Genomic DNA, 22,718 nt, shown 5'->3' with positions numbered 1-22,718 from the left:
GGCTTTGGGGGCGCACCGATGAAAACCCATGCGGCGCCAGCCATCTGCGTTATAATCGGCCGCTTAGTTAGAACAGCTGTATAAATAGAGAAAGCTATGACATCCGAGAGCAAGCCCGCTCACTTTTTACAGAACATCATTCGTGAAGACCTGGCCGAGGGCCGGGTTAGCGAGCTGACCACCCGTTTTCCGCCGGAGCCCAATGGCTACCTGCATATCGGGCACGCAAAATCGATTTGCCTGAACTTCGGCCTTGCCAAAGAGTTCGGTGGCCAGTGCAACCTCCGTTTTGACGATACCAACCCGGCGAAAGAAGACGAGGAATACGTGGACGCGATCAAGCGCGACGTAACCTGGCTGGGATTCCAGTGGGCCGGAGAGGCGAAATACACCTCGGATTATTTCGACCAGCTGCACCAGTGGGCCATTCACCTGATCAAAGAGGGTAAGGCCTACGTGTGTGACCTGTCTCCGGAAGAGGCGCGCGCTCATCGCGGTACTCTTAAGGAGCCGGGCACCAACAGCCCGTATCGCGAGCGCTCGGTCGACGAGAACCTGGATCTGTTTGCGCGCATGACGGCGGGCGAATTGGACGAGGGCAGCTGCAGTCTGCGCGCCAAAATCGATATGTCTGCGCCGAATATCAACCTGCGTGATCCGATCATCTATCGCATCAAAAAGATGGCGCACCACCAGACCGGTGACAAATGGTGCGTGTACCCAAGCTACGACTTCGCCCACGGTCAGTCCGACGCGATTGAGGGGATCTCACATTCCATCTGTACTCTGGAGTTTGAAGACCACAAACCGCTGTATGAATGGTTTATCGAGAACCTGCCGGTGCCGGCTCGCCCCCGCCAGTACGAATTTGCCCGTTTGCACCTGAATTACACCGTGGTGTCCAAGCGCAAGCTCAAGCAGCTGGTGGATGAGGGCTTTGTCGACGGCTGGGACGATCCGCGTATGCCGACCATCTCCGGCTTGCGTCGCCGAGGTGTAACTCCGGCTTCAATTCGTCAGTTCTGCGAAATGATCGGTGTTACCCGCTCGGACTCAACGGTCGATGTGGGCATGCTGGAATACGCTATCCGCGATGACCTGGACAAAAATGCCCCGCGCGCCATGTGTGTGATGGAGCCGTTAAAGGTAACGCTGACCAACTACCCGGAAGGCCAGCAGGAAATGCTGACGGCCCCGGGCCACCCGGTGCGTGATGACCTGCCGGCTCGCGAGCTACCGTTTACCCGAACTCTGTACATCGAGCAGGAAGACTTCCGCGAGGAAGCCAACAAGAAGTACAAACGTCTGGTATTGGGCAAAAAGGTACGCCTGCGCAATGCGTACGTGATTCAGGCTGACGAGGTGGTCAAGAACGACGCCGGCGAAATCGTCGAGGTACTGTGCTCTGTAGATCTGGATACCCTGGGCAAGGACCCGGCAGACGGCGTTAAGCCGAAAGGGGTGATTCACTGGGTATCTGCTGAGAACCATGTGGACTGCGAAGTACGCCTGTACGACCGTCTGTTCAATGATGAATCCCCGGATGTCGGCGACAAGAATTTCCTGGAATCGGTGAACCCGGACAACCTGAAGATCCTGTCCGGCTGCAAGGCCGAGATTGGTCTGGCGGAAGCCAAGCCCGAGCAAGGCTACCAGTTTGAGCGCAATGGCTACTTCTGTCGCGACAGCAAATATGGCTCCGCGGAGCAGCCGGTGTTCAACCGCACGATCGGGCTGCGTGATTCCTGGGCGAAGGAACAGAACAAGTAAGCGGCCCGTTGCGTACGGAACCTGAATATGGCGCGCACACTTGAATCGAGCGCGCGCCAACCAGTAAAAAATGATTGTGAGCAGAAATGTCTCTACAGATATACAACACCTTTTCCGGAAAGAAAGAGCCCTTCAAGCCGCTGGTTGAGGACCGTGTACGCATGTACGTATGTGGTCCTACGGTGTACAACCGTGTTCACATCGGCAATGCGCGACCGGTGGTGGTATTCGATACCCTGTACCGTCTGTTGAAGACGCTGTACAAAGATGTGGCGTACGCGCGCAACATTACCGATATCGACGACAAAATCATGAAGGCTGCGCGTGAGAACGGCGAAGATATCGCCGCGCTGACGGCCCGTTATGCCCAGGCATACTTTGACGATATGGCTGCGCTCAACAACCTTGAGCCGGACATCACGCCTTATGCCACCGAGCACTTGCCGGAAATGATCGCCATGATCGAAAACCTGATCGAAAAAGGTCACGCTTACGAGGCGGATGGACATGTGCTTTTTGCGGTGGAGTCCATGGACGACTACGGCAAGCTGTCCAAGCGCTCCCTTGACGATATGCTCGCCGGGGCGCGGGTAGAAGTTGCCCCGTACAAGAAATACGCCGGTGACTTCGTACTGTGGAAGCCTTCATCTGACGACGAGCCCGGCTGGGATAGTCCCTGGGGTCGCGGTCGGCCGGGCTGGCACCTTGAGTGTTCGGCGATGATCAAGAAGCACCTCGGCGACACCATTGATATTCACGGTGGTGGCCGGGACCTTACATTTCCGCACCATGAAAACGAGCGCGCCCAGAGCTGCTGCGCCAATGGTACCGACTTTGTGCGGTACTGGATGCACAACGGCTACGTGAATATCGAAGGCGAGAAAATGTCCAAGTCTCTGGGCAATTTCCGCATGGTTAACGACCTTCTGGAGCAGTATCCAGGTGAAGTATTGCGCTTTGCACTGCTTTCCGCCCATTACCGTTCCGAATTGAATTTCAGCGCGGATTTGCTGGATCAGGCGTGGCGTACGCTGGATGGTTTGTATGGCGCACTGCGCGATACCCAGAGCGTTGAGCCGGTGGACGTGGACCTGGAAGGATCCGCATTTCTCGCCGCCCTCTACGACGACCTGAATACCCCGATTGCGATCAGTGAGTTGCACCAGCTGGCGAAAGAGTTGAACAAAGCCGAAGATGCGGATAAGGCGGCATTCAAAGGCAAGCTGCTATCGGCCGGCGCGATGCTTGGCATTCTGCAGATGGATCCGGAAGCCTGGTTCAAGCAGTCCCGTGGTGGCGATGAAATCAGCGAGGAAGAAATCGAGGCGCTGATTGCAGAGCGCCAGCAGAGCAAGCTGGATAAAAATTATGCGCGTGCCGACGAAGTCCGTGAGGAATTGAAAGCCCGCGGCGTTGTGCTGGAAGATTCCCGAGAGGGAACCAAGTGGCGACGCGAGTAATCTTATTTCGCGAATCGTAAGGGGCCTGGTTTCAGGTCCCTTGAACAAATAACAATGAAAATCGTTGCAAGACCATGAAAAAATTTCTGACCATCATCACTGCATCTCTCGCCGTATTTACCCTGACCGCCTGCGAACCCAAGCGTGGTTCTGACGCCTGGTGTAAAAAAATGGATGGAATCCCGAAAGGCGAGTGGAGCTTCAATGACGCTGGTGACTACACCAAATACTGCGTACTGAACCAGAAGCCCGAAAAGTAAGCGGAAATCTGCACGTTGTTCTTTGCAGACTCCTATCAGCACTTCTTCCGACCTCTGACTGGTAAATACCGTGAGCAGGTGGTGGAATGCCTGCGCCTGTTGTATGAGCGCCTGTATACGGCCAAGGCCGATTACGGCGAATCGCTCAGCCGCGAGCAAATTCTCGAAACCTTTGCCGAAGCGTTAACCCGCGCACCCCAGCTGGACAGCGACGGCGGTGATGAACCGGAGGGGCGTTTCCGTGGCCCACGTGAACAGGCGGTGTGGGTCCTTAATAGCCTGGTGGAGTTTGGCTGGCTGGAAAAGCTGGTCGATTCCGCCTCGCTTACCGTGTCTTATCCTTTCAGCCGCCGCGGCCGTCTGTTTACCCAGCCACTCGTGGAGCTGAACAGCACCCGAGTGCGTACCCGGCACCGCAATACCCGTAACACCCTGAATGCCCTGGAAGCTTTCGCCAGTCGTGGCGAGGTCTACGACCTTGTCGATGCCTGGGAATACTCCGAGCGCATTGTTGCCGATTTCACTGACATGATCGCTGAGCTGGAAGAGCGTAAGCGGGAACTGGTGCGGGAAGTGGAGGCGCATATCCTTGTGCAGCAGGCCACGGACGAGTTCTTCTCGTTTATGGAAAGTCGCTTTCAGCCTGATTTGGCAATCCGCCTGTCTGCAGACAGTGTTGAAAAACACCGCGATTCCATCGGTAAGGTTATCGGTCAGATTCGGCGCAAGGACAATGCAAAAAAGGCCGAGTGGGAGCAGCGTTTGCGTCAGCAGTTACCGGAGCTGATGAGCGAAGGGCAGTCCATTTTATGGTTGATGCTGAATACCATTGAGGATCGTATGCGTCGGGCTTGCGAAGTGAAACTTCCAGCATTGCGTCACGCATTGCAGGGCTTTACCAAACGGGCGGAAATCATCATTCGCCAGTTGAGCTATTTACAGAGCAATACCGAGGGCGCGTTTACAGACCTGTGTCAGGAGCTTGGCCAGTCCGGCGGGCGCGATGCGATACTCGGTCAGCTGGGAGAGCAGCTCGCTGCCTTCCAGTTACGCCTGTTCGACCCGAAACAGACTCAGCTGTGGCAGCGCAATCGCCGGGCACCGGTAAATACTCTGGTTGAAGAGCATGCTGCTCTCTCGGAGGAGAGCCAGCGCGGTATTGTGCTGCAGCAACTGCTGGATCAGGCGTTTAACTTCAATAGCGGTGACCTCCGGAACTACCTGAGTACGGCGCTCGGGAGTGGGCAACGGGTGAACAGTCGCGACTTGCCGCTCAAGGATGCGCGCGACCTGCTCACCATGAGCCATGCGCTGGAAGCTGCGGCGGTTTCACAGGACGGATCCGGTCCTTTTATGGAAGTGACTTTTACTGGCGAAGTGGCCAGAAATGAGTACTTTGACCAAATTGACGAATACACACTTGAGCTGAAACATCGTGATTGAACAGGCATTGGAAGATGCGTTGGCCCAGTGTCGGCTGACGCGTACTGAATTCTCCGAACTGTTAGTGCGCTTGCTGGATTACGGAGTGATATGCCGTGATGAGAGCAATGTTGAAACCGTGTTGTACGATCGCTTTCAGCGCTGCGAGCCGCTGATTCGCGAATGGCTGTCGCCACTGGGGTTGCGCCTGCAGCATGACAGCCGCTTTCAGTTTATTCGCGTATTTCCGCCTGGCGCCGAAGTGCCCGGAATGCCCGACCAGGAGGAGCCTCATCACGGGGGATTTCGCGCGCGGCTTACGCAACAGGAAGTGGCGGCGATCCTGGTGCTGCGGGTGGAGTATGACAAATCCCTGCGCGAAGGGCAGGTCGACGACCAGGGCTGCGTGGCACTTTCCCTGGAGGCGCTTGAACTTGGCCTGCGCAATCTCCTCAAAATGTCGCTGCCGGACAAACTGGCCGATCGCAAACAGCTGCTGAAAAAACTCCGCCAGCTACGCCTGATTCAGGTTGCGGGGGAAGATAATGAAGCCGCCGCTGAAATCCTGTTGCGAGTGCGCCCGACCATCGCACAGTTTGTCAGTGAAGCGACATTGCAGCAGTTGCTGGACGGCGAAGCGAAGGCGCCGATGCCTGAAGACGACTCTGGCTCGCGTATTACCCCGTCAGCCGAAGATCACAGTCTCTTTAACGGCCCGGAATCCTGATGGTCCGATTTCGGGCTGCGCAATTAATGAATCAATCCACCTGTTGAACACGCGGAAGTCGCATGTTTCTGAAAAAACTCATCCTCATAAACTGGGGCAATATTCCGCAACTCGAATATGAGTTCGGCCCCATCAACCTGTTTTCCGGTGGCAACGGTTCCGGTAAAACAACGGCCGCGGATGCGATACAGACTTTAATGACGGCGGCCCACGATACGCTGTTCACGTTCAACCCTGGCCAGGATGAAACCACCCAGCGCGGCCGCGGCGGCAAGCAGGTACGAACACTGGCGTCGTATGTGCTTGGTTGTGACGACGGCAGCTATGCGCGTCTGCAACCGACAGATTGTTATATCGCGGGTAACTTTTTTCCCACTGAAGGGGAAGACGGTGAGCCATTTGCCGCAATCATGGCGATACGGGCCCACCTGGATACCAGCAGCAAGCCTGCGCAGGCACGCCAGGACCTTCTCAAGTTTTTCATTTTGCCCGGCGAACAACTGGCAATTGGTGACTTCGTCAAGGAATACAAGGATGGCAAGCATTTACTGCCGCTGGACAAGTTCTACAGTATTGCAAGCAAACAGTTTGACAAGGTAGAGCAGTACGACAAAAAGAAAGCCTACCTGCGCCGTTTGTACGGCGCCTTCAGGGGGCGCAAGGACGCGGTACCAGACCGGGAGGCGATGCATGCTGCACGAACATTCGCCAACTTTATGGCGTACAAGCCGGTAAAAAGTATCAATGATTTTGTAGCCCAGGAAGTGCTCGAGAAGCGCGATCTCGGCGATGCCATCCGCTCTGTTTCCGAGCTGATGAAGACGATTCACGGCATGGAGCAGGAAGCGCGAGAGATTGTCGAACGGGTAGGTGCGCTGCAGAAAATTGCTGAGTCCGCAGACCTGTATACCGATCAGTGGCAACAGCTGCGTATCCAGGAGTACCTGCAGGCCAAGCACCAGCAATTGCGCGTCCAGAAAACGTATCTAGAAGGTAAAAATCGGCAAAAGGATACCCGGGCCGAACTTGCGCGTACTGCGCAGGAGCTGCAGCAGGCGGAAAACCGCAGCCGCGACCTGAACGAGCAGCTGGTTTCCATTCAGGCACAGCGCCAGGGTATTGCCGCACTGCGCAGCAAAGATGAACTCGGCCAGAAAATTTCGCTGGCCCAGCGCGAACTATCCGCGCTAGGTGCGCCCCTGTCGGCACAGCACCGCGTATTTGCCGCGAACCGCTCGGCGGCGGATGAGTTGCTGGGTTTGCTGAGCAGCACATCAGCCAGTCTGGAGCTGCCGGTTCTGAGCGATAAAGGACTGGTTAAATCCATCAAGGGAGTCGCTCGTGCGGACGACCTGCCGGAAGTGCAGGGACTTTTAGGTAAGGACTGGATCGACCTTTCGGCACAGGAGTCCCTGCGAGAGCAGGTGGCGGCTGCCGAAACTGTACAGAACCGATTGGTTGAGCTGCTGTTGGAGTCGGAGTCCGGGCGCCCGACGTTAAAAGAACAGGTGGCGGAACTGGTTTCTCGGGGGGAGCTGAAAGTCCAGCAGCTGCAGAAGCAATTGCATACCCAGGAGGCTCGTATCCAGCACCTGCAATCCAATCGTGTGCGCTACCCGCAATACGTGGATCAGGCCCTTTCGGCCATACGCGAACAGTGTCCGCAGGCTGAGCCCCAGGTGCTGTGCGATTTCGTAGAGGTGCTTGAGGACCGCTGGCAGATGGCCATTGAGGGTTACCTCGGGGGTGCGCGCTTTTCGATTATTGTCGATCCGGACTACGAGGCAGAGGCTATCCGCATCGTGCGCGCCATGCCGGGCCGCAGCAATCGTGCCCGGGTCATTCAGGGCGACAAGGCTCGCCGGGATGCGGAACGGCTGGATACGCCGGGGGATTCGATAGTTGAGCTGATGTCTTTCAGTCACAAGACCGCCGAGTACTATTTACGAGCGTCCTATGGCTCCGTTCTTCAGGTGGCGGGTGCGGATGTGCTGAAGAGTACCCGCCGTGGTTTGACCCCGGAAGGGCTCGCCAGTGGTAACTACAGCATGTGGCGCTGTGATATTGATGATGGTGAACTGGTCTTTGGTCAGGGCGCCCGCGCACGTGCACTGGCAGCACAGCAGAAAGCTCTGGAGCACCTGCTGGAAGAGGCAGGTCAGGTTAACGGGCAGCAGCAGCAAATACGCAAACTCGCGACGGCGGTACGCAGTCTGGAGCCGCTAAAACTGCTCGAGCCGGTAGACGCTGCGCTTGCGGCGCAGCGCCAGTGGCGCAGCGCCGAGCAGGCTCTCGCCAACCTTGATTTGCAGGACGGCATCGAGCTTGAGCAACAGGCGAATGAATTGCTCGACAAGCTGGAGGCCGAGCGGCAGCAACAGGCAGCACTGCAGAAGCAGGAAGGTAAGCTTGAGCGTGATCTGGAAAACGTTGAGAAAACCCTGAAAGCGCTCAGTGCCCAATTGGACAGCCTGGACGAGTCTCTTTCGGATAGCGAGGCGGCGGTACAGAGGATTGGCCAGCTTGCCCCGGATTTTGATTCGGAGGCTGTACTTGCGCGGGCCGACGAGCAGGCGGCAGGGGCTGGGGACAGTTTCGACTTCTCCCAGGATATTGTTGAATGGCAAGGCTTGCTGCAGAAATATAGCCACCAGTTGCTGAACGGCGTAATGCACTACAACAGTAATTGCAGCGCCGGCGACACGCTGTCATTTGATCCGGATTTCGCCAGTGGGCATAACGAGGGGCAATTCAAGCTCGTTTGCCGCTTGGTCGATCAATTGACGTCACTGCGTAACCGGCTGAAAAATAACTTGTTGGTGGAGCGCCATGAACAATTGCAGGGGTTGAAAAAGTCCTTCAATACCACATTTGTGACGCACTTGTGCCACGCCATTTACCAGTCCATTAACGATGGTAAACGGGTACTGGACGACTTGAACCTGGAGCTGGAGCACCATCGATTTGGTGCCGATCGTGAGCGTTTCCGCTTCGATTACCGTTGGGTACCGGAATTCAAGGAGTACTGGGGCTTCTTTAAAGCGGTGATTGACCTGCCGAACCTGGGGGAAGAGCAGAGCCTGTTCGATGCGGAGCTTGCGCCGAAATACCAGAAGGTTCGCGATCGATTGCTGAATATGCTGCTGAGCGAAGACGAGCAGGTGGCTCGCCGCGAGCTGGACAGAATCAGTGACTACCGCAATTATCGCAACTATGAGATCTACAAGGAGCCGGAAGGTAAGGAGCCGATTGCACTGAGCCAGTACGGCACGGGTTCGGGCGGTCAGCTGGAAACGCCAGCTTACATCATCCGCTCAGCGGCGGTTACCTCGGCGTTCCGTTTCAATGATGGCAATAGCCACTTGAAGATGGTGCTGGTGGATGAGGCGTTCTCGAAAATGGATGAGTCGCGATCACGTGAAGTGATCCGGTATCTGACGGAGACGCTGGGCTTGCAGCTGCTGTTCATTATGCCCAGCAGCAAATCCGGTCCATTCATGGACCTTATCTCCAACCAATTTGTATTCAGCAAGTGTCCGAGCCCGACCCCGGTGGGTGAGTTGAATACCCGGGTATATGTGGATCGCAAGATCTGCAACCAGGAAAAAATTGCAGAGCTGTGGGCGAACCACCGTCGCATGATCAGGCAGCAGGCGAACCTGGACTTTCTGGAACTGCTTGAAGAGGCATAGGTCAGCCGGTAATCATATTTCTGGTCACGCTTTGTACTTGCGTTTTCCGCGCTAGTTCGCGGAACATAGCCTGTGTTCCGGTAGAATTCGTCGGGATATGTTACTTTCTAGTTGATTTGCACTTGAGCAGGGGAGGCTTGGATGCGTCAGTTTTCGATTTTGGTTGTTTTCGCGCTGGCTTTTGGCGGAGCTGCTGTGCTTTATGAGCAGGAAAGCCGTAAAGTAAAAGGGGTGCTGACACAGATCACCGATCTACAGGCCAAAGTGGGCGATATGCAGGCGGAAATTAACCGGCTGAATGCCGAGCTGGAAGCGGTAAAGCTGGCGGAGCGCCGCCGGCCGAATCTTGGCGCGGTTGCCAACCGGGTACTGCACAGCAAGGTAGACACTAATCCATCTGCCCCTGTCAGCCGGCCTGCACCGCAGTCGGCCAGGAAGTCCCAGGAGTTTTCGGTTGGTGATGTTACCGTCAGTACGCCAGCTATTCACGGCCGTGGCGAGAGTCCGGAAGAGAGTGAGTGGGCGAAACCCACGGTAGATGCTGAAACTTACGAGTCGCAGTCCGGTGGCACTGACGAGCCAGTGACTGATCCGTATCAGTGAACACTGATATTTGACTTCATCCTACGATCGCCTATAAAGAGCCCGCGAGTTTTCGCGGGTTCTTCGTTTTTGGCTTTTGGTTTTTATTGGTGCTCTTTATGGCTACAGCGCTTTCCCCATTTTATGACTCCCTGTGTGCGCAACTGACCGGTTTGCTGTCGGATGAGCGCGACTGGCTGGCCAATACTGCCAATGCCAGTGCGCTGCTCTTTATGGAGCTGCCAGACATTAACTGGGCAGGGTTTTATTTCCTGCGTGGTGAAGAGTTGGGGCTTGGCCCCTTTCAGGGTAAGCCTGCCTGTACACGTATACCGGTAGGTAAGGGCGTTTGCGGTACGGCTGTCGCGACCGGTCAGTCTCAATTGGTTGAAGATGTACACGAATTTCCGGGGCACATTGCCTGTGATGCGGTGTCTGCGTCGGAGGTTGTGGTTCCGCTGTACAGTGGTGAACATTGTCTCGGTGTGCTGGATATCGACAGCCCGACAGTCGGGCGCTTTGATGAGGCAGACCTGGCGGGGATAGAAGCCTTTGCCCGTACTCTGCTCGAACTCAGCGATCTACCTACTGATTGAGGCTCAATGGCTCTGCTCTGGCAAAAACAGACGGCGGAAAGCTGTTATGAGGTTCGCACACACGGTGCGAGTGTTCGGCTGTATAGCAACGGGGTTTTCCACTCCCAGTGGAATCCCCGTGACCCCCTGAAGGGGTCATTGTGGGAGCTGTTATTGTTGCCGGCCTTCTTTGTGCCCGCTGAGCAGATTCGGCGAGTATTGGTTCTGGGGGTCGGCGGTGGGGCAGTCATCCGACTGATCCAGCAATTCCTGGCGCCGGAAGAGATCGTCGGCGTTGATATCGATCGCAATCATCTGCATGTGGCCCGGCGTTTCTTTGGTGTCAAAGGGGCGAGACTTGAGTGTGCTGATGCGCGTGTGTTTGTGGATGACCAATTGGCACTGGCGGAAAGCGCCCGTTTCGATCTGGTAATTGATGACCTGTTCGGTCATGTCGATGGTATTGCCGCCCGGGCAATCGACGCAGATATTACCTGGTGTGGCAAGCTTCTGGGGTTACTTAATACGACAGGCCTACTGGTAAGCAACTTTGCCAGTAGGAAAGAGCTGCTGCAGAGCGGTTGGCGAACGGGAGCCATTCGGCAGCAATTAAAGGGTTGCTGGACGGCCGAGCACCCGGGTTACAACAACTGCATCGGTATATTTAGTCGTCAGGGTTTGAGTCGACGGGCGCTAACCAGTCGGGCTCCTGCACCTTTGAACCCGGAGAATCCCCAGCGCAGGCTGGAATCGCGTCTTCGCCCCTTACGGTGATTTTGGTTGGCGTGTTATCGATCCCTGAGTCTATACTGATTTTAGGCAGTTGTTTTCCCGGGATTCGTTGATGCGCTACAAAACCTTGGAGGATGTGATTCAGGAGGGGAGGGAGTTCCACTCGAAGTTAAGCCAGCAGTACGAAGAGTTTGAACAGTTGGCGGCGGACGAGCGCGCCAGCTTGCTGCTGGATCAGTTGAAGCGGCGAGAGGAGTCCATGATTCATACGCTGGAAAACTTTCGCCAGGATATTGGTGAAGGCGCCCTGCACACCTGGGTGCAATTTGCACCCGAGGGGCGAGAACCCGAGTTTCTGCAGCGGCTGCGCAATCTCGATATTCGCGATGTCGAAGCCATCGGCCAGGTAGCGATGGAAATAGAAATTTACCTGGCGGATCAGTACCGGGACCTGCTTCATGGTGTCGATACTCCCTCCGCAAAGCACGCCCTGGAGCGTCTGCTTGAACTTGAGGAGTTGGAAGAGCACACGCTTTCCATGAATCTGTTTAATCTGCGCGATTATTAGCCCGTATTCGATTTGCTAATGATCCATTGGTTGTTTCAGACTCACTGCTTCGTCAGTCTGTAGATACAGAAACCCTTCGATTTTTCCAGACACTCTGACGTGGAAAAAAAGCGCTGTGCTTTCTTGCCAAGCGGAATGAACTCGTTCACCACGAACAGTGCCTTACCCTGCGGGCGCAGGATTCTTGCTGCCTGTTCCAGGAAACGGTCTGTAAGATCACCTTCTACCTGGAAGCCCTGGTGAAATGGCGGGTTGCAGATCACCAAGTCTGCACTGTTGGCTGGGATCTCTGACCCGGCATCTCCGGGTAATACATTGCCCTTTATGTCCAGCTTCTCAAAGTTTTCCGCGCAGGAACGCAAAGCGGCAGCATTGTTGTCCGTCGCGGTAATCCTGTAGTCGCCAAGTTGCGCGATACGTGCGCTCAGGTAACCGTATCCACAACCGAGATCTACGATGTTTGCCTGACCTTCAGGCAGGGAAGACGGAAAGTGTTCTGCAAGTAGTGCGCTGCCGACATCGACTTTGTTCCAGCCAAATTGCCCCGGTTTGGAGTACAGGCCACCGAGCGCCGCCGGTTGTTGCAGGGTCAGGTAATCACTGTCATCCAGTGCGACACCATTTGCACTCTCAGGGTTTACGGTGGAAATGCTCAGATACTCATTACCGTGTTTCTGGAGGTTTTTTGCTGTCTGGCAGCGCTGCGCGGCCTTTTGCGCGTAGGTTTTGATTCCGCTGCTTTTTTCACCGAGCAGAACGAGTTCACCGCCAACAGGCAACGTAGTTGCTGCGGCATTGATGACGTGGTGAACGGCGGCTTTCTCTTTGGATACCGGGTAAATAATCTGCTGAACGTCTTGGGAGCAGGCGGCGAGATCAAAGTCACTGAAGTGTGACTTGATCCCACAGGCTTGCGCCTGCTTTACGATATCCCAGCGGTTGCTGAGCAGTGCGCCGCGATAGGTCAGGCCGCGTTGTAATAGTGGCTTGCTATTTTCATCGGCAATCCAGAGGGTCTTATCCGAAGCCTGGGAAACCAGGCGGGAAAGTAGGGCGAGCATCGTGCGTTAACTTTCCTGTGAGCCTGTATCCGAACCAGCGTTCATGCCGCTGATTTCCTCGCTGGTGAGGGCCCGGTATTCTCCCTCAGGCAGATCTTCGTCCAGCACGATATCTCCGACGCGCTCACGGTGGAGTTCCAGTACGCGATTATCCAGCGCTGCAAACATGCGCTTGACCTGGTGGTAACGGCCCTCGCTGATCGTAATCCGGACTTCGTTGCGGTACAGGATTTCGAGCTTGGCGGGTTTGGTGCGCTTTTTCTCGTTGTTCAGCCAGATCCCCTTGGCAAACTTCTCGATTGCGCTGTCATCGATGCCTTCGGCCAGCAGGGCGTAATAGGTCTTTTCACAGTGGTGGCGCGGTGAAGTGATACGGTGTGACCACTGGCCATCATCGGTAATCAGGACGAGGCCGGTCGTATCAATGTCGAGGCGGCCGGCAATGTGCAGTTTCTGCTTGTTGGGCTCGTCGATCAGATCGAGTACTGTCGGGTGCTCGCTGTCTTTCGTAGCGCAGACATATCCGAGTGGTTTATTGAGCATGAAGTATCGCGGGCCGGGCTCCTGCAGGGAGTCTCCGTCCAGTGCAACATCATCTGATTCGAGGACTTTCTGTGCCGGATCTTCAACGACTTCACCATTGACAGAAATGCGACCCTGTCGGGCCGCACGTTTTACTTCTGCACGGGAAAGATCGGTGACCTGACTGACCAGTTTGTCCAGTCGCAAGCTTTTCATGTTAGCCAATCTTGCGTTCACCTGAGTCTACGGATTGATAAATCAGGGTATTGATGGTCATGGGGCCAACACCACCGGGCACTGGCGTGTAGGCTGCTACACGGTCAACAAGTGGCGCGAGCTCGATGTCCCCAACACCACCGGGGTGATAACCGGCGTCGACTACGACAGCGTCATCTTTGATCCACTCAGCCTTGATGAACTCCGGGCGGCCCACTGCACCGACTACGATATCCGCCTGGCGGATATGATCAGCCAGGTTCTGTGTGCGAGAGTGGCAGATGGTCACGGTCGCGTTAGCGTTCAGCAGCATGGCCGCCATCGGTTTGCCGAGAATGGGGCTGCGACCGACTACGACTGCGTGCTTGCCTTCCAAAGGAATATTGTAGGCTTCCAGCAGACGCATGATCCCTTTAGGGGTAGCACAGCCGTAGGCCTCTTCACCCATGGCCATGCGGCCAAAGCCCAGGCAGGTTACGCCGTCCACGTCTTTATCCAGAGCGATGGCGTCAAAACAGGCGCGTTCGTCAATTTGCTCGGGTACCGGGTGCTGGAGAAGGATCCCGTGTACGTTGGGGTTACCATTAAGCTCGGCAATCTTGTCGAGTAATTGCTCTGTGGACGTGGAGGAGGGGAGTTCCACTTGCAGGGAATCCATACCAATACGGCGACAGGCATTGCCTTTCATTTTTACGTACGTAGCGGATGCGGGGTCATCGCCAACTAGAATAGTGGCAAGAATCGGGGTCTGGCCGCCGCTCTTCTCTTTAAGGGCAGCGACCCGCGTGGACAGTTCCTCTTCAGTTTTCTGAGCCAGGGCTTTTCCGTCCAGAACCAATGCAGACATAGGAGTTTACTCAACTTGATCATAAAGCCGGCCACCTGCAGCGATTTATGGTGCAAGTGCGCGACTTGGTAGGGGTTGGTTGCGAAGCTTAATGAAAGGACGCTATTTTCGCACAGGCCGCGAACAATTTCCCTATTCAGTCAACAATCTGATTAAAGGATGAGCTATTTTAAAAATTCTTTAAAAATAATAGCTTAGCGGCGTTGACAGCCTATGGGGGCGTAAGTAATATGCGCGCTCTCCAACAGGGGGGCGACCTTCTGAAACGAGAAACGGGGCATAGCGCAGTCTGGTAGCGCGCCTGCTTTGGGAGCAGGATGTCGGGGGTTCGAATCCCTCTGCCCCGACCAATTTGCCGGGTTTTCAAGCGCCCGTAGCTCAGCTGGATAGAGCATCCGCCTTCTAAGCGGATGGTCGCAGGTTCGAGTCCTGCCGGGCGTGCCATTATTCATAGTGGCTATGTGTTCGGCAAGGTTGTGAGAGTCTGCAGCGGGCTAGCAAGCGCATGACTATCCGTTCATCAGCTAGTCTGGTGATAAAGCTGCCTCAGGCAGTTTGGCTAGGTCTGGCAAAATCGCCAGGCAAGCAGTGTTGCCACAAGACGCTGATTACCTCTTTATGGTGGCCGTAGCTCAGTTGGTAGAGCACAGGATTGTGGCTCCTGAGGTCGCGGGTTCGAAACCCGTCGGCCACCCCATATACGACCTTTACTGGTCCCTAAAACCCGGCTATATGCCGGGTTTTTTGTTTCTTCATGCGATTTGTTCTAGTGGTCACCTTTACCTGTGTCGGGACTTTCAAGGATAATGGCGCTAATTTTATAGCTTTCCAGTTAGGGGGACTTGCTGGGTGGCGCTTTTCTATATTGATTAGGGGATAAATAGTGACGGAAGTAGCTGAACGCAAAGCAACCAATATTCATTGGCACGACGGTGATATCAGTCGCGGTGACCGCGCGGCGATGCTTGGACACAAAGGTGTGACCTTGTGGTTCACAGGCCTTTCCGGTTCAGGTAAGAGTACTGTTGCTGTAGCGGTTGAGAAAGCTTTGGCTGCCCGTGGTGTGCTGAGCTACCGCCTCGATGGCGATAATATCCGTCATGGTATCAATTCCAATTTGGGCTTCTCTGCGGAAGATCGCCAGGAAAATATCCGTCGAGTGGGTGAGATCTCCCGCCTGTTCGCCGACACTGGTGTGGTGGTATTGAGTAGCTTTATCAGCCCTTACTTCGATGATCGCGCTCTGGTGCGCAAGATGCACGAAGAAAGTGACCTTCCGTTCATGGAGGTTTACATTGATTGTTCGCTTGAGGCGGCGGAGGCGCGTGACCCGAAAGGCCTGTACAAGAAGGCGCGGGCCGGCGAGATCCGTGGTTTCACGGGTATTGATGATCCTTATGAAGCGCCAGTCAGCCCTGAGTTGCACTTGCGCACCGACAAGATGACGCTGGAAGATGAAGTCGAGGCGGTCATCAAGTCCCTGCAGGAGCGTGGCATTATCGTTTAAGGTAGTGTTGCTTCAATTGCCGGATCATCGCAACGATGATCCGGCAATGCTGGGTACTTGTGCTTTTACCTCATTTGCCTCGAGCTCTACTTCTTTTTCTCCCTTCCGATAAATAATATCCGGCCTGGATTTTAGACTGTTTTAGTGTGCAGTCATTTCTTGAAGTTGTCTCTTCCGCCATCTCGCCAACGATTTCCATCGCGACACATATACTGAATCAGTAGCGGCAGGATCACTCCGGTGCCGATACAGGGATCTGTATTTTGATGGAGGCGAATATGTCTTGGAGAGCAAGGATTCTCTCTGCGGTGACGGTGTCTGTGGCGTTGCTTGTTGCAGTGGGGGGCTGGTATGGATACGAGAAGCTTCCGAGAATTCCGGGTGTCCCGAAGGCTCCTGTGCTAGGGGTCCCGGAAGGTGCTCTGAACCATGAGCCGATCGCCGCTTACAGTGGTGAGCACCCCCGCAAATCCGGGCGCCCGGCAGAATATTTCCCGTTTCCTATCGCTATTGGTGCAACCGGTCCGGTTGAGACCCTTTTTTCCGGCCCTTCGACCTACCCGTTCCTGTGCGGAGACAACGATGTCACTGGCCTGCAGCCTTTGGTGGATAACCACGAGGGTGAGGGGATTCCGGTCTTTGCTTTGGATGGTGAGGGAAAGCAGACCGATGAAATAGTCGGTTATAGCCGGGACTGCAGTCACAAGACCGCAGTGTCCTATTTTTATCGCAGTGCGAGGGACGGAAAATTTCGCCCGCTTCAGGAAGCGGTGGGAGATATTGATCAGGTCACGGTCAACGGAAAGACGACAGACTTTGTTGTGCGCCTGGAGACGGGGACGATCAATCGTTTTTTCTACGCAATTGCCGCCCTGCGTGGTAGTGGAGAGACGGCGGAAGCGCCGAACACCAGCAATTGGAATCGGCGCCTGATCTATCAATTTCGTGGTGGTGTCGGGGTTGGGCGGCGCCAGGGAAATATAGGTAAGAGTGCAATTATAGAGCGCCGGGAAGATCAGTTGGCGAGAGGGTATGCGATTGTATATTCCACGGCAAATCAGACCAGCAATCACTACAACATTTGGCTGGCAGAAGACACCGCGCGGAGATTGAAAAAACAATTTGAAGCGCTCTATGACGAACCTCTATATACGGTTGGCATTGGCGGGTCCGGTGGCGCGATCCAGCAATATCTGATTGCTCAGAATGCACCTGGGGTTATTGATGCGGCCTTGCCCCTGTATTCTTATCCTGACATGGTCAGTCAGACTATTTATGTCTTTGATTGTGAGCCGCTGGAATATTTTTTTGATGTTGTGGATGTCGACAATCCCCGATGGCAAGACGTTACGGCCAGAACACCAGTGTTGGGGTTAGCGGCTCATAAAGATTTCGATCACCGCTTTGCTGTTCTCGAAAAAGCCGCGAGCTTGCTCGATGGGCGGTACCGGGATATTGCTGACGGGGCTTCCGAATGTGTGCAGGGTTGGCGTGGCTTGGTGCCACTGGTTAACAACCCGAATTTTGTTCACTTCAGCAAAAGTTTTGCCGATGACGTAGCTCGCAAAACCCATTGGACCCACTGGGAAGATCTGAGGCCATTCTATGGCTCGGGCCGTAATGGGTATGCCAATAGCGCCTGGGACAATCAGGGCGTTCAGTATGGTCTGGTTGCGTTGCAGCAGGGGAATTTGGGAGTGGACGAATTTCTTAAGCTTAATGCGACCATTGGGGGCTGGAAGGCGCCTACAGAGCAGGGCGGTGAAAACCTTTGGTTCATGAATGGCGATGTGTTTCCGATAAAGTTATCGGTTTGGAGCGAGCAGAATATGAACCTGGGTAGTCTCGATAACCCGGCGCGTCGAAGCGCGGCAAGCCTGGAGGCGATCCGTGGAATTTATCGCTCGGGCCATGTTTTTCTTGGAGACGTAGAAATTCCTATTGTGGACGTGCGCCATTACCTTGAGGGCGAACTGGATATGCACCATAGCCTTGCTTCGTTTGTCACCCGGGAGCGGATCAAGCGGGCCCGAGGACACTCGGACAATCAGTTGATCTGGGTTAGTAATAAAGCCTACAACCCCATTGACGAGGCCCTGGATATCATTGATCACTGGATGCAAAAGATTGCGGATCATCCTGAGCGTGGTGTGGCGGGGAATCGTCCTGTTGAGGCTACAGACCGCTGCTTCGATGACCAGGGAAATGTGATAGCGGCAGGTAAAAGTGTATGGAATGGTCAGTGGAATCATCAGCCGATCGGGGCTTGCATGGCACATTTTCCAATCTACAGTACATCCAGGCAAATGGCTGGAGGCCCGATTACCGGGGATGTCTTTAAGTGTGCGTTGCAACCCGTTGAGCGCGCAATCGCCAAGGGTGTCTACGGTGTGGCTACATCTGCAATTATTGATCGAGTAGATGATCTGCGCCGGGTATTCCCGGATGGGGTGTGTAATTACAACGAACCAGGTATGGGAAGCCCTAAAGGTCCTCTATTTCCTCGCAGGGGGACTATTACGGTTGCAGGGCACGAGGTGAATGTCGATTACAGGCAGCCCGTGGAGCAGGTCGCGGCGGAGCCAGTTGAAGGTGAAGGTAGAGAGGCGTTAGCTACGCCTGTTTCTATAAAACCTGACCCGGAGGCGCCCCGGGATTGAGCTGTTGGTGAGCGTAGGTTTGATGGCGCTACCGGACAAGAGCAGAAAGAGTTTGTAAAATCTGGCGCGAAAATTGTTGACACAAATTTGGAGTTCGGTATTATGCGCCTCGCTCAGGGGGCACAGCCCATAAGCGAAAAGATTGGGTGGTTAGCTCAGTTGGTAGAGCGGCGCCCTTACAAGGCGTAGGTCACAGGTTCGACCCCTGTACCACCCACCATCTCTCCCTCTTCGAGAGAGGAGCAAATAGAGAGATGCACTACCGCGGACCGGTAGTTCAGTTGGTTAGAATGCCGGCCTGTCACGCCGGAGGTCGCGGGTTCGAGTCCCGTCCGGTCCGCCACATACGAAAAAGGCTCACACGAAAGTGTGGGCCTTTTTCGTATGTGGCTGATCGGCGTGCAAGAACCCCCGTTCGATCAAATTGCGCCAGCAATTTGAGACGCCGCCAGGCGCCCGAAGGGTGAGCGGCAGAGCCGCGAATCAGTCCCGTCCGAATACCGAAAGACACACGAAAGTGTGGGCCTTTTTCGTATATGGCTTAGTCTGAATGCAAGAACTCAGGTCCGAATAAATTGCGCGGCAATTCTAGGCTCCGCAAGGTTCTCGAAGGGTGGCTGGCAAAGTCGCGAATCAGCCGCTCCCCGCAGTTGGCTTGAGCCAGCTTTTCCTCCTCTGAAGACCTGCTTCATTTTGTCAGGCTGTCTTGTCGGGAGGGCATCGCCAACTTGCCAAATGTCCACTTCCTAGTTATATTTTGGTCAAATGTCCAAACCGCCCCGGTATGGGAGGCAAAAATGGCAAGTCCGGCCCACACTCCGCAAGTTACTGAAGATCAGGTTCTGCTGGAGGCAGTTCTAAATGCCGCCAATCACCTCGGTCTAAAAAAGACAGAACTCAGTGAAATCATCCATCTGGATGACCGCACTCTGCGCCGAAGAAATGGTTTGGAGCCTCAGAGTGCTGAGGGACAGCTGGCGCTGTTGCTGGTGCGCGTTTACCGCTCTGCCTTCGTATTGATGGGGGGGGAAGAGGGGGCCAGAATCTGGTTCGCCACGGCCAATCGTGCACTGAATGGCATTCCCAAAGAGCTTGCCTGTCGTATAGACGGTCTGGTACGTGTTGTTACGTATCTGGATGCGATGCGGGGCAAGGTTTGATCGATCTGAGGGGCAAAATCCGTAATTCTGCGACTCGTCTCATTGGTCGTTTATACCGAATTATCGAATCTCAGGAAGAGGTCGCGACGAGTAGCCTGGTGGACAGCCTGCAAAAACAGGCAATCTTGGAGAATCTCCTGGAGCAGAGTAAGCCTGCACGCTTACCCGGTAGTGAACATCTTCATTACCTGCTAGCCACGCCATTTCGCTATCCTCCGCTACCCTGGGGGTCGCGGTTTGGGGGCAAAGCGGAAAGCGGTATCTTTTATGGCAGCAAAACGGTTGCTACTGTATTGGCTGAAGCGGCTTACTACAGGCTTTTGTTTCTGAATGACATGTCTCAGGCGCCTGACAAGCCTGTGATCAGTTACCATCAGGTTTTCTCTGCCAAATACTGTGCGAATCCTGGAGTGCGCTTGCAGAGTGAAGGCTGGCAGGAGCACTGGCCGCAGCTAATACATGTTTCGCAATACAGTTTTTGTCAGGGAGTTGGTGCGCAAATGCGGGAATGCGGGATTCAGGGGTTGGAAACGCTGTCGGCCCGAGCTCTGAAAGCTGGTCTGATACAGTTGCCGGCCACCGGCGGCGATGGTGTCAATGTGGCTCTGTTTAGCCCTGAAGCTTTGCTGCGCCGCCCACCCACTATTGAGGCTGAAGTGACAGCCGAGTCCAGTATCGAGGGTGTCTCGTTTTTGGTGAAATCTGGCAACACGGTAGAGTCCATCAGCTTTCAGCGAGAAAGCTTCCTTGAAGTCGGCCAATTGCCGCAGCCCGCATAAATATCCCTAAGAGCTCTTTCGGTAATATGATCCGGTACCTTACTGAGCTTAGTCTCAAGGCATTTGATGATGCCGCTCGAAACATTCCTTATCAGCAAATTCAGTCCGAGCTATTCCCGGGAGTTGATCTCTGGGTGCGGCGGGATGATCTTATTGATCCCGTGATCTCCGGCAATAAAGCCTACAAATTAATTTACAACTTGCTACAAGCGCGCGATGAGGGTCGGAACACTATTGTGACCTGTGGTGGTGCCTGGTCCAACCATATTCACGCCACTGCCGCAGCAGGGCAGCGCTTTGGTTTTAAAACCGTCGGCATCATACGGGGGCAAAGGCCTCCCGAGCTGAGCGCCATGCTGCAGGATGCCGAGCGATTTGGTATGGAGTTGCTGTTTGTGACCCGTGCTGACTACCGGAGGCGGCATGAGCCCGGTTTCGTGGCTAGCGCATGCCGTAGAAGCAAGGTGTGCGCCGAAGACTATTGGTTTGTTCCGGAGGGCGGTGCAAATCGTCAGGGGGCCCAAGGGGTCCAGCTGTTAGGCAAGGTTATTCAGGAGACCGGCCCGGTGCCGTTTGAAGAGTGCTGGGTTCCTTGTGGCACCGGCCTGACCCTGGGGGCGCTGGCGTCTGGTCTTGAAACCACCAAGGCAGTAGGCGTAGCGGTACTAAATGCAGGGCAAAGTATCGGGGAGTCTGCCTCTAAATGGGCATCCTTGGGGCGACAGTCTCGAGAATTTGAACTGATTGGTGACTGCCATCACGGTGGGTATGGTAAGAGCAGTGAGGCGCTGGTCACCTTTCAGGAGCAAATGGAAAGGCAGGTAAATCTGGTGCTTGACCATGTCTATACGTCCAAGTTGCTTTATGCGTTGGCACAGCGGCTCCGGTCTACGAGTCTGCTGCAAGAGTCATGTCAAAAGGCCATCCTTTTGATGCATACAGGGGGCTTGCAGGGAAGGAGGGGGGTCACAAAAACGGGTTAAGGTAAGCTGCTTTCTGGTTGATAAGTAGCCTGTATGGTCATGTTGTGACCTCTGTAACACGTGAGCTTCCTACGTTCGACTCATACATTGTGCTCAGGCATAATCACCTGTCATCATGCATCGTTCTGGTTGATTATTAACCAGATTGTTGCTCGTGGCGGTTTAAAGAAAAACGATTTTCCGCCAGGTTAAGTGAACCAACTGTATTGGCCCTAGTTCGGGCACCTTGGGGGAGCGGTGTCGGAATTCCAGAATATCGGCCTGATAGGCCGAACCGAAAGTGATAGTGCAGTTCTGTCGCTCAAGCGCTTGATGGCGTTCCTCGAGCACGAGGGATATTCCGTCGTGCTTGAGGAAAATACCGCCAACGACGTGGTAGACCACAAGGCCAGGGTGTCCAGCAAAGAAAAGCTGGGCGAACTCTGCGATTTGGTTATTGTTGTTGGTGGTGATGGCAGCTTGCTGGCTGCTGCGAGGGCGTTGGCCAAATTCAGTGTTCCACTTCTGGGAATAAACCGTGGCCGCCTCGGATTCCTGACGGATATTACCCCTGACGAAATCGAACAAAAAGTAGGCGAAGTGCTTTCCGGCAAATACATGGCCGAAAGCCGTTTCCTGTTGGATATGTCAGTCACCCGTGATGGGAAGCCAATTGGCAAAGGCTCATCTCTCAATGATGTGGTTATCCACCCTGGTGAATATATCCGCATGATTGAGTTTGATCTTTTTATTGATGGGCAATTTGTTTATACGCAGCGTTCCGATGGCTTGATTGTGTCTACTCCTACCGGATCAACCGCATATGCACTTTCTGGTGGCGGTCCAATTATGCACCCAAAGCTGGATGCGATTGTTGTAGTACCGCTCAACCCTCACACACTTAGTAGTCGTCCCATAGTGGTGGAGGGTAGTAGTGAATTCAAAATCATTATTGGTGAACACAACACCGAACATTCTTATGTAACGTGTGATGGGCACGATCAGGTAATTACTGAGCCTGGGGATGTCATTCGAATTCATAAAAAGCCACATCGACTGACGCTAATTCATCCTATCGATCACAACTTCTACGAAACTTGCCGGTCTAAGCTTCGCTGGCTGAACTAAAAATATAGAGTTGAAGGAAGAAAAAAATATATGTATCAGGATATTGCGAAAGAAGTATTTAGAATTGAATCGCAAGCCATATCCAACC

19 protein-coding genes and 5 tRNA genes are annotated in these 22,718 nt (G+C 54.5%); 21 read left to right on the top strand and 3 right to left on the bottom strand.

Annotated features, from left to right (window positions below; translation table 11 throughout):
- The first annotated feature begins 96 nt into the window (after positions 1 to 96).
- The 10 genes from LC093_RS03420 (at position 97) to LC093_RS03375 (ending at position 11,788) form a co-directional block, all read left to right on the top strand.
- Positions 97 to 1,770 (top strand): glutamine--tRNA ligase/YqeY domain fusion protein, encoded by a 1,674-nt coding sequence (locus LC093_RS03420; protein ID WP_226662062.1) that lies wholly within the window; start codon positions 97 to 99, stop codon positions 1,768 to 1,770.
- An 86-nt stretch (positions 1,771 to 1,856) separates the two neighbouring features.
- The gene (cysS, locus tag LC093_RS03415) at positions 1,857 to 3,230 is read left to right on the top strand and encodes a cysteine--tRNA ligase (protein WP_226662059.1); all 1,374 of its coding nucleotides are present in this window, start codon (positions 1,857 to 1,859) and stop codon (positions 3,228 to 3,230) included.
- Between the two features lie 74 nt (positions 3,231 to 3,304).
- Positions 3,305 to 3,490 (top strand): DUF3012 domain-containing protein, encoded by a 186-nt coding sequence (locus LC093_RS03410; protein ID WP_226662055.1) that lies wholly within the window; start codon positions 3,305 to 3,307, stop codon positions 3,488 to 3,490.
- 15 nt (positions 3,491 to 3,505) lie between these two features.
- Positions 3,506 to 4,933, top strand: coding sequence for a Wadjet anti-phage system protein JetA family protein (locus LC093_RS03405; protein WP_226662053.1), 1,428 nt, complete (start codon positions 3,506 to 3,508; stop codon positions 4,931 to 4,933).
- Positions 4,926 to 5,639, top strand: a complete 714-nt coding sequence (locus LC093_RS03400) for a DUF4194 domain-containing protein (protein ID WP_226662051.1) — start codon at positions 4,926 to 4,928, stop codon at positions 5,637 to 5,639. The genes LC093_RS03405 and LC093_RS03400 overlap by 8 nt, the downstream gene beginning before the upstream one ends.
- Positions 5,640 to 5,701: 62 nt before the next feature.
- A complete protein-coding gene (locus LC093_RS03395) occupies positions 5,702 to 9,331 on the top strand; it encodes an ATP-binding protein (RefSeq protein WP_226662048.1) in 3,630 nt (1,209 codons plus the stop codon).
- A gap of 141 nt (positions 9,332 to 9,472) precedes the next feature.
- Positions 9,473 to 9,934, top strand: coding sequence for a hypothetical protein (locus tag LC093_RS03390; protein WP_226662046.1), 462 nt, complete (start codon positions 9,473 to 9,475; stop codon positions 9,932 to 9,934).
- Positions 9,935 to 10,032: 98 nt separating this feature from the next.
- Entirely contained in the window at positions 10,033 to 10,509 is a 477-nt protein-coding gene (locus tag LC093_RS03385) for a GAF domain-containing protein (RefSeq protein ID WP_226662043.1), read from the top strand.
- A gap of 6 nt (positions 10,510 to 10,515) precedes the next feature.
- Positions 10,516 to 11,262, top strand: a complete 747-nt coding sequence (locus LC093_RS03380) for a spermidine synthase (RefSeq protein ID WP_226662040.1) — start codon at positions 10,516 to 10,518, stop codon at positions 11,260 to 11,262.
- 70 nt (positions 11,263 to 11,332) lie between these two features.
- Positions 11,333 to 11,788: a hypothetical protein gene (locus LC093_RS03375; protein ID WP_226662037.1), complete on the top strand. Its 456-nt coding sequence runs from the start codon at positions 11,333 to 11,335 to the stop codon at positions 11,786 to 11,788.
- Positions 11,789 to 11,829: 41 nt separating this feature from the next.
- Here the strand turns inward: LC093_RS03375 and LC093_RS03370 are convergent, their stop codons facing one another.
- From LC093_RS03370 to folD, 3 genes are read right to left on the bottom strand one after another with little or no spacing between them, the layout of a single operon-like run.
- A complete protein-coding gene (locus LC093_RS03370; protein WP_226662032.1) occupies positions 11,830 to 12,849 on the bottom strand; it encodes a methyltransferase in 1,020 nt (339 codons plus the stop codon).
- 6 nt (positions 12,850 to 12,855) lie between these two features.
- The gene (gene rsuA / locus LC093_RS03365) at positions 12,856 to 13,587 is read right to left on the bottom strand and encodes a 16S rRNA pseudouridine(516) synthase RsuA (RefSeq protein ID WP_226662030.1); all 732 of its coding nucleotides are present in this window, start codon (positions 13,585 to 13,587) and stop codon (positions 12,856 to 12,858) included.
- A 1-nt stretch (position 13,588) separates the two neighbouring features.
- A complete protein-coding gene (gene folD, locus LC093_RS03360) occupies positions 13,589 to 14,434 on the bottom strand; it encodes a bifunctional methylenetetrahydrofolate dehydrogenase/methenyltetrahydrofolate cyclohydrolase FolD (protein WP_226662027.1) in 846 nt (281 codons plus the stop codon).
- A 273-nt stretch (positions 14,435 to 14,707) separates the two neighbouring features.
- Here folD and LC093_RS03355 point away from each other — a divergent pair.
- The 11 genes from LC093_RS03355 to LC093_RS03305 all read left to right on the top strand — a co-directional run bounded on the left by LC093_RS03355 (position 14,708) and on the right by LC093_RS03305 (position 22,630).
- Positions 14,708 to 14,784: transfer RNA gene (locus tag LC093_RS03355), tRNA-Pro, on the top strand.
- Positions 14,785 to 14,801: 17 nt separating this feature from the next.
- Positions 14,802 to 14,878: transfer RNA gene (locus LC093_RS03350), tRNA-Arg, on the top strand.
- A 177-nt stretch (positions 14,879 to 15,055) separates the two neighbouring features.
- Positions 15,056 to 15,131, top strand: a tRNA-His gene (locus LC093_RS03345).
- Between the two features lie 186 nt (positions 15,132 to 15,317).
- Positions 15,318 to 15,941 (top strand): adenylyl-sulfate kinase, encoded by a 624-nt coding sequence (cysC, locus tag LC093_RS03340; RefSeq protein WP_226662024.1) that lies wholly within the window; start codon positions 15,318 to 15,320, stop codon positions 15,939 to 15,941.
- A 266-nt stretch (positions 15,942 to 16,207) separates the two neighbouring features.
- Positions 16,208 to 18,601 (top strand): DUF6351 family protein, encoded by a 2,394-nt coding sequence (locus LC093_RS03335; protein WP_226662429.1) that lies wholly within the window; start codon positions 16,208 to 16,210, stop codon positions 18,599 to 18,601.
- A gap of 144 nt (positions 18,602 to 18,745) precedes the next feature.
- Positions 18,746 to 18,821, top strand: a tRNA-Val gene (locus LC093_RS03330).
- Between the two features lie 46 nt (positions 18,822 to 18,867).
- Positions 18,868 to 18,944 (top strand) — tRNA-Asp (locus LC093_RS03325).
- A 454-nt stretch (positions 18,945 to 19,398) separates the two neighbouring features.
- Positions 19,399 to 19,761 (top strand): antitoxin Xre/MbcA/ParS toxin-binding domain-containing protein, encoded by a 363-nt coding sequence (locus LC093_RS03320; protein WP_226662021.1) that lies wholly within the window; start codon positions 19,399 to 19,401, stop codon positions 19,759 to 19,761.
- On the top strand, positions 19,758 to 20,540 hold the full coding sequence (locus LC093_RS03315) for an RES family NAD+ phosphorylase (protein WP_226662020.1): 783 nt from the start codon (positions 19,758 to 19,760) through the stop codon (positions 20,538 to 20,540). The genes LC093_RS03320 and LC093_RS03315 overlap by 4 nt, the downstream gene beginning before the upstream one ends.
- 26 nt (positions 20,541 to 20,566) lie before the next feature.
- Positions 20,567 to 21,523, top strand: coding sequence for a 1-aminocyclopropane-1-carboxylate deaminase/D-cysteine desulfhydrase (locus LC093_RS03310; protein ID WP_226662017.1), 957 nt, complete (start codon positions 20,567 to 20,569; stop codon positions 21,521 to 21,523).
- A 237-nt stretch (positions 21,524 to 21,760) separates the two neighbouring features.
- On the top strand, positions 21,761 to 22,630 hold the full coding sequence (locus LC093_RS03305; RefSeq protein ID WP_226662014.1) for an NAD(+) kinase: 870 nt from the start codon (positions 21,761 to 21,763) through the stop codon (positions 22,628 to 22,630).
- Positions 22,631 to 22,718 lie beyond the last annotated feature (88 nt).

The organism is Microbulbifer aggregans (assembly GCF_020524005.1).
In the GTDB taxonomy this organism is placed as follows: Bacteria; Pseudomonadota; Gammaproteobacteria; order Pseudomonadales; family Cellvibrionaceae; genus Microbulbifer; species Microbulbifer aggregans_A.
This window is presented reverse-complemented; position numbering and strand designations above follow the sequence as displayed.

Bases quoted from the DNA above. Each gene is read 5' to 3' on its own strand.
- LC093_RS03420 (WP_226662062.1), top strand. From the start codon at position 97: ATGACATCCGAGAGCAAGCCCGCTCACTTTTTACAGAACATCATTCGT.
- cysS (WP_226662059.1), top strand. From the start codon at position 1,857: ATGTCTCTACAGATATACAACACCTTTTCCGGAAAGAAAGAGCCCTTC.
- LC093_RS03410 (WP_226662055.1), top strand. From the start codon at position 3,305: ATGAAAAAATTTCTGACCATCATCACTGCATCTCTCGCCGTATTTACC.
- LC093_RS03395 (WP_226662048.1), top strand. From the start codon at position 5,702: ATGTTTCTGAAAAAACTCATCCTCATAAACTGGGGCAATATTCCGCAA.
- LC093_RS03390 (WP_226662046.1), top strand. From the start codon at position 9,473: ATGCGTCAGTTTTCGATTTTGGTTGTTTTCGCGCTGGCTTTTGGCGGA.
- LC093_RS03385 (WP_226662043.1), top strand. From the start codon at position 10,033: ATGGCTACAGCGCTTTCCCCATTTTATGACTCCCTGTGTGCGCAACTG.
- LC093_RS03380 (WP_226662040.1), top strand. From the start codon at position 10,516: ATGGCTCTGCTCTGGCAAAAACAGACGGCGGAAAGCTGTTATGAGGTT.
- LC093_RS03375 (WP_226662037.1), top strand. From the start codon at position 11,333: ATGCGCTACAAAACCTTGGAGGATGTGATTCAGGAGGGGAGGGAGTTC.
- LC093_RS03370 (WP_226662032.1), bottom strand. From the start codon at position 12,849: ATGCTCGCCCTACTTTCCCGCCTGGTTTCCCAGGCTTCGGATAAGACC.
- rsuA (WP_226662030.1), bottom strand. From the start codon at position 13,587: ATGAAAAGCTTGCGACTGGACAAACTGGTCAGTCAGGTCACCGATCTT.
- folD (WP_226662027.1), bottom strand. From the start codon at position 14,434: ATGTCTGCATTGGTTCTGGACGGAAAAGCCCTGGCTCAGAAAACTGAA.
- LC093_RS03335 (WP_226662429.1), top strand. From the start codon at position 16,208: ATGGAGGCGAATATGTCTTGGAGAGCAAGGATTCTCTCTGCGGTGACG.
- LC093_RS03320 (WP_226662021.1), top strand. From the start codon at position 19,399: ATGGCAAGTCCGGCCCACACTCCGCAAGTTACTGAAGATCAGGTTCTG.
- LC093_RS03310 (WP_226662017.1), top strand. From the start codon at position 20,567: ATGATCCGGTACCTTACTGAGCTTAGTCTCAAGGCATTTGATGATGCC.